Here is a 5,595-nt window from a genome sequence, read left to right on the forward strand (position 1 = left end):
GTCCGTTCGGCTTCAACTGTCGTGAACGCTCCCGTTCCAAGAAGCGCACCGCCCCCAGCTACTATTCCCACCAAGCCAGTAAGGGCGGCTCGTCGATTCACACTACCTCTTACGATCGCTGAACACTTTATATTAGGGTCCTTTCAATCCTCTTGGGGAGTTACTTTTGTTTCAAGCGCTCCCTTCACTCTCGTTGGGAGTGCCGAATACGCGCTCTGTATTCAGCACGATCTTCTGGAGATCATCAAAATCTGGCAAGATCTATAGTGGTACATTCGCACTGCTTAGCGACCGGCTGTTTCAGACAACGATATGTCTGAAGAATAGGATTTCAACAGAGCCAATCCCCCTCAAAAGCTGGTGGCCTTGTTGCCACCGGGCCCTCTCATCGCAACATCTTTTCGGCGTCCTGTCCGGTAGGGATTCATTTGTCGATACTGAATTGGCCGTCCCAGTCATCCCGAGCGTTCATGTTTATATCTCTATATATCGGTGTTGCATCTCGGATCTTGTTGTTTGGGTATGTTCGCCTCTTTATCCCTCGTTTCAAAAGTTATAAATTAAAACAGTTTAACTAAATCTACATGTCGATTGTCGACATGCCCGTGTTGCGTTCGTGGCTACAGCCCGCCGACAATGAACTGCCTCCCCACTCCGTTGTGCGTTCCCTCCAAACGCTCACATCGTCCCTACTCGCATGATAGCGGGGAAGCAAACCGGCACGATTCTGCTGGTAGTGGCACTGCTCGCTTCCGTTGTGGCCGTTGGGGGTGTCGCTGCCCAAGACGGATCCAGCAGTGACGAGATCGTCGTCGGTGAAACAACGATTGACGCGCAATTCATCGGGACGGTGAGTGACCCCGGCACGATTACAGTGACAGCAACCAACATCACTGGCCAGCCGGACACGATCACCTTCACCATTGGCGGTGAACCGGTGGCGACGGCGGCGGTTTCAAACGGCAGCGCCGCAACGATGATTGATCCGACAACTCTTAGCGTCGACCCGGGCACAGCCACGGTGAGCGTTCAAGAGTACACGGTAACGGCTCCGGCAACCGTTGAGACTGTCCATGAGGTCCGTGATCTCGATGCGGGGTTTAACCTCGTCTCGGTGCCCCAACCGGCCACCCTTTCAGCCGAGGATATCGGTGCGATCAACCGATGGGACCCGACGACACAGACGTACGGTACAGTCATCGACAATGAGTTCGATGATGTCACCGCCCTCCAGAACGGGTTGTACGTGTCCGGGACAACTGATGCCGCTCGACTCGGCTATACGTTCATCGATACGGTGCCACGGCCGGGCACCGCACCAATCGAGCCCGGGTGGAACTTTGTCAGCTCGAACTTCGCGATCGACAGCGCTGAAGCCGGTGACTCTCGGACGCTTGAAGCGGACCTGATCAACGTTGATACGTCGTCGATTGTTGCGTTTCGCGCCGATTTCGGTCAACCGCTGACGGCGAGTGACTCAGTTGGCGCGTTCGACGCGTACTGGGTGTTCAACGGGGGCGACTCCTCGCGTGACCGTGCGATTATCACGCCGTCGTATGACCCGCAAACGCGTGCGACGACACTCGGTGTCGAACCGACAGCGAGTCTCAAGTTCCGCGATCAGGTCACTACCACAAACCAGGATGTGACCGTCGAAAACGTCTCCGCCAACGTCAACAGCGCAGTCGTTGTCACATACGAGGCAAACGGTGAGCTGGTCGTTGCCGGCGTGACGTCCGTTGCCGCAAGCGACCTCAACGGTGACGATGTCACAGTCAGCGTTGCGGATGGCGGTGGACTCTCCGGTGAACACACCGCCCATGTCATCCCGACAGATCGGCTTTCCAGTCAGTACGCTCCCGGTGAGACGGTCTCAGACGACACCGCCGCTGGCGTCCTCGCGCAGGCATCAGCGACTATCAGCGCGCCGGCTGAACCAGACGACCCCGACGCAGACGCAGCGCCGGTGATGCTCGATTCGGTGTCGAGTCTGCTCAACGCGAACAGTGAGCCGCTCACGAATGACTCGATCATCGCCGTCTCGGCAGAGCCGACCGCCACCAATGCGGATGAAGACGGTAACGGCGATGCCGTCTCGTACCCGGCCGAGACGGACATTCCGGTCGTCGCCATTGACGGCTCTGTTGTCGGTGTTACCGGCCCGTTCGTGGCCTCAGACACCGACTTCTTGTACGGGAACGAGGAGGTCATGTTGAACATCTACGACGAACTGCTCGGCGGGTCCGGCACCATCGTTCACGATGAGGGCCACGGGCAGTTCTACTCACTTGCGGCCAATGGCGGTGATGACTTCCAGACGTTTGCCTCATACGCGGAATCGAACGGCTACACCTACAAGGCAACCTCAGATATCACGGCGAACCTCAGCAGTGCGGATGCCGTTGTGATCACGTCTCCGAGCGACGCCTTCTCACGAAGCGAACGCGACGCACTCGCTGAGTTCGCAGCCAACGGCGGCGTCGTGATACTCCATGACCAATCCGACTACAATAACTTCGACGCAACGGCCAACCACAACGAGATCGCCAGCGCGCTCAACGCCAGCTTCCGGTTCAACGACGATCAGGTAGTCGATCCCGAAAACAACACCGGCGCACAGTTCGTCCCGGTGACCGAGAACTACAACACTGAGGCGTTCCCGACGCTCTTTGCGGATCGCAACGGACTCGGTGTGGACCTCAACGTCAACGAGACCTACACCGTCGACGTCGTTGGCGTGACGGACGGTGACACCGTCGACGTCGAGTTTGCCAGTGGCACCGTTGAGACGGTCCGCATTGTTGGACTCGACACCCCTGAAACGGGTAGCACCGATGAACGGCTCCAAGAGTACGAGGGTATCGATGACGGGCCGGCGCTGAAAACGGCGGGCGATAACGCGACCGCGTACGCACAAGAGCAGCTTGCGGGTGAAACGGTCACGCTCCGCTTCGACGAGAACGAGGGCCTGCGTGGCAACTTCGGCCGCCTGCTCGGATTTATCGAACTCGCTGATGGCAGCGTCTACAACGAGGAGGTTATCGAAGACGGCTGGGCTCGGGTGTACGACTCCGGCTTCGACCAACACGACAGCTACTGGGAGCTTGAACAGACCGCACGCGCCAACAACGACGGCATCTGGGAGCTCTCTGATCCGGCTGCGACGCCCGAAACCGGAGACGGTGAATTCAGTGACGTGTTTATGCCGGAGCCAGTCGCGGTCAGTGGCGGCGAGGTCGCGGTCTCCGCGGAAAGTGGGGAGCCACTCGTTGCTGTTGATACGGCAGCGAACGTCGCTGTTGTCGGCGCTCCGTTGATCGAAGAGGGCTTCGAGGCAGGCGAAGGCGGGCCCGGTGTTGCTACATACGGAAACTACCCGTTCCTCACGAACACGATCGCCGCCGTGAGCGACGCTGACAGCGGGCCTGTTGTCATCGACAATGGACACGGCCAGTTCGCGAGTGACGCGGCCGTCTCTGCGGAAGACGCAGCGTACTACCAGCGATATCTCGAAGGCCAATCTCCCGGCAACGAATCGTTCATTGGGTTTGAAGCGAGCACCAACCTCACAACTGAAGCCGGGCCGGAGCTGCTCAGTGAAGATGGAACGCCGGCGGCGCGCGCGCTCATCATCTCAGCGCCGACAACTGAGTTGACCGCCACTGAGCGAGCCACTGTCGCTGCGTTCGCTGATGCTGGTGGTGCGGTTATACTCCTCGGCAGCGCTGCCGACCAAGACGCCGTCTCGAACTTTGAGCCAGTGTTGACCGAGCTAAATGCGAACGTCGGCTTCACTAACGAGGCAGTCACCGACGGAGCTAACTCGCTGACTGACGATCCGGCCGTCTTCACCACCGGCAACGTCAGTGACGCGTACGCTGACCTGTTCACGCCGTTCACCGCTGAAAACACAACGCCCACACAGCCGAGTGATGTCGGGCCGGTGATGCTCGATTCGGTGTCGAGCCTGCTCAACGCGAACGGTGAGCCGCTCACTGACGACTCCGTTGTCGCTGTCTCGGCGGAATCGACCGCCACCAATTCGGATACAGACGGCAACGGCGATGCCGTCTCGTACCCGGCCGAGACGGACATTCCGGTCGTCGCCGTGGATGGGTCTGTCGTCGGTGTCACCGGACCGTTTGTGGCTTCTGACACCAACTTCTCGTACGGTAATGAGGAAGTCATGTTGAACATCTACGACGAGCTGCTCGGCGGGTCTGGCACCATCGTTCACGACGAGGGCCACGGACAGTTCTACACGGTCGCTCCCAACGGTGGCGACGACTTCCAGGAGTTTGCGTCGTACGCGGAAGCGAACGGATACACCTATGAAGCGACCACAAACGTCACGACCAATCTCAGCAGTGCTGATGCCGTTGTGATTACTTCTCCGAGCGAGGGGTACACACAAAGCGAACGCGACGCACTCGCGGAGTTCGCAGCCAACGGCGGCGTCGTGATACTCCACGACCAATCCGATTATAATGACTTTGACGCCACCGCTAATCACAACGAGATCGCCAGTGCGCTCAACGCTAGTTTCCGGTTCAACGACGATCAAGTGACCGATTCGAAGAGTAACACCGGCCAAGAGTTCGTCCCGGTGACGAGCAACTATAATACTGCGACGTTCCCGGCGCTCTTCGACACTCGTGATGGCCTTGGCACAACTCGCAGCGTGAACACGACGGCCGACGTGGATGTCGTCGATCCTCTCGGTGGTGACGCGCTCCTGCCAGCACTCACGTCCTGAGACAACGCAGCGACACGTGGTCTCGTATTGCGAGCGATTCCACGTTTTGGCTCATTGACAGAGTGAGGTCGTAGCGCTGTCAGCGCTTCCGGCTTGGGGATCACCCTTCACAGGCGTATTTTCAGGTCAACTGATCCGGGTTGATCCACTGTCGTTCCGATCTCTCTACCGCTTTGTCCACCCGAACTCCTGAGTCATACCCACAGGCGAACCGACAAATCGCGCTCGTTAACAATCGCGTTGCGAAGTTCTGACCGGTGTTTCCCAATGGAGGTGCCTGAAGCCTGTCTGCTGACGCTTCTCACGAATTGCTGAACGATACCCCAGAGACCCCCACCCCACCACTTCCGCTGTTAGCACAGCATAGCCACTCCCCGTCCAGTAATTACCACTAGCGACAGCGGGCACGGATACGGGTTGTCAGTCGTTCGAACGATCGTCAACGCGCACGGCTGGGACATCATTGCGACCGACGCGGAGAGCGGTGGGGCTCGGTTCGAGATCACCGGTATCGATTTTCTCGGATGACGCGAAAGCCGGCGGACAGTGAAGCTGGCGGCTGAGCAAACGTGGCGCGTGCGAGACGGTCGAAGCCGACGACGAGCGCGTTGATGAGGCGCTCACTAATGTCCGCACCCTACAGGATGCTCGGGCCGAGGATTCGACTCTGTTGAAATCCTTAGAGAGTGATACATTCTGGCCGGGTGTGGTCAGTACAGGTGAAGCACATATTCTCTGATTAGAATGACAAGGTACGACCGGCAGATATATAATCTCTTGTAAGGGTCGGATATCACAATGGAGGTCAAGCCGATGGAGATTTTTTCTGAGTCAAGAGG

1 protein-coding gene and 1 pseudogene are annotated in these 5,595 nt (G+C 58.3%); both read left to right on the forward strand.

What is annotated here, in order from left to right:
- Positions 1 to 697: 697 nt before the first annotated feature.
- Positions 698 to 4,756 carry a DUF4350 domain-containing protein gene (locus tag C463_RS19515; protein ID WP_008440082.1) on the forward strand — a complete coding sequence of 1,353 codons (4,059 nt, stop codon included), beginning with the start codon at positions 698 to 700 and terminating at the stop codon, positions 4,754 to 4,756.
- A gap of 387 nt (positions 4,757 to 5,143) precedes the next feature.
- Positions 5,144 to 5,284: pseudogene (locus tag C463_RS20040) on the forward strand (ATP-binding protein); the annotation flags it as partial.
- Positions 5,285 to 5,595: the final 311 nt, after the last annotated feature.

This window comes from Halorubrum californiense DSM 19288, from assembly GCF_000336875.1.
Lineage (GTDB): Archaea > Halobacteriota > Halobacteria > Halobacteriales > Haloferacaceae > Halorubrum > Halorubrum californiense.

Coding starts and splice junctions, on each gene's coding strand:
- C463_RS19515 (WP_008440082.1), top strand. CDS start 698: ATGATAGCGGGGAAGCAAACCGGCACGATTCTGCTGGTAGTGGCACTG.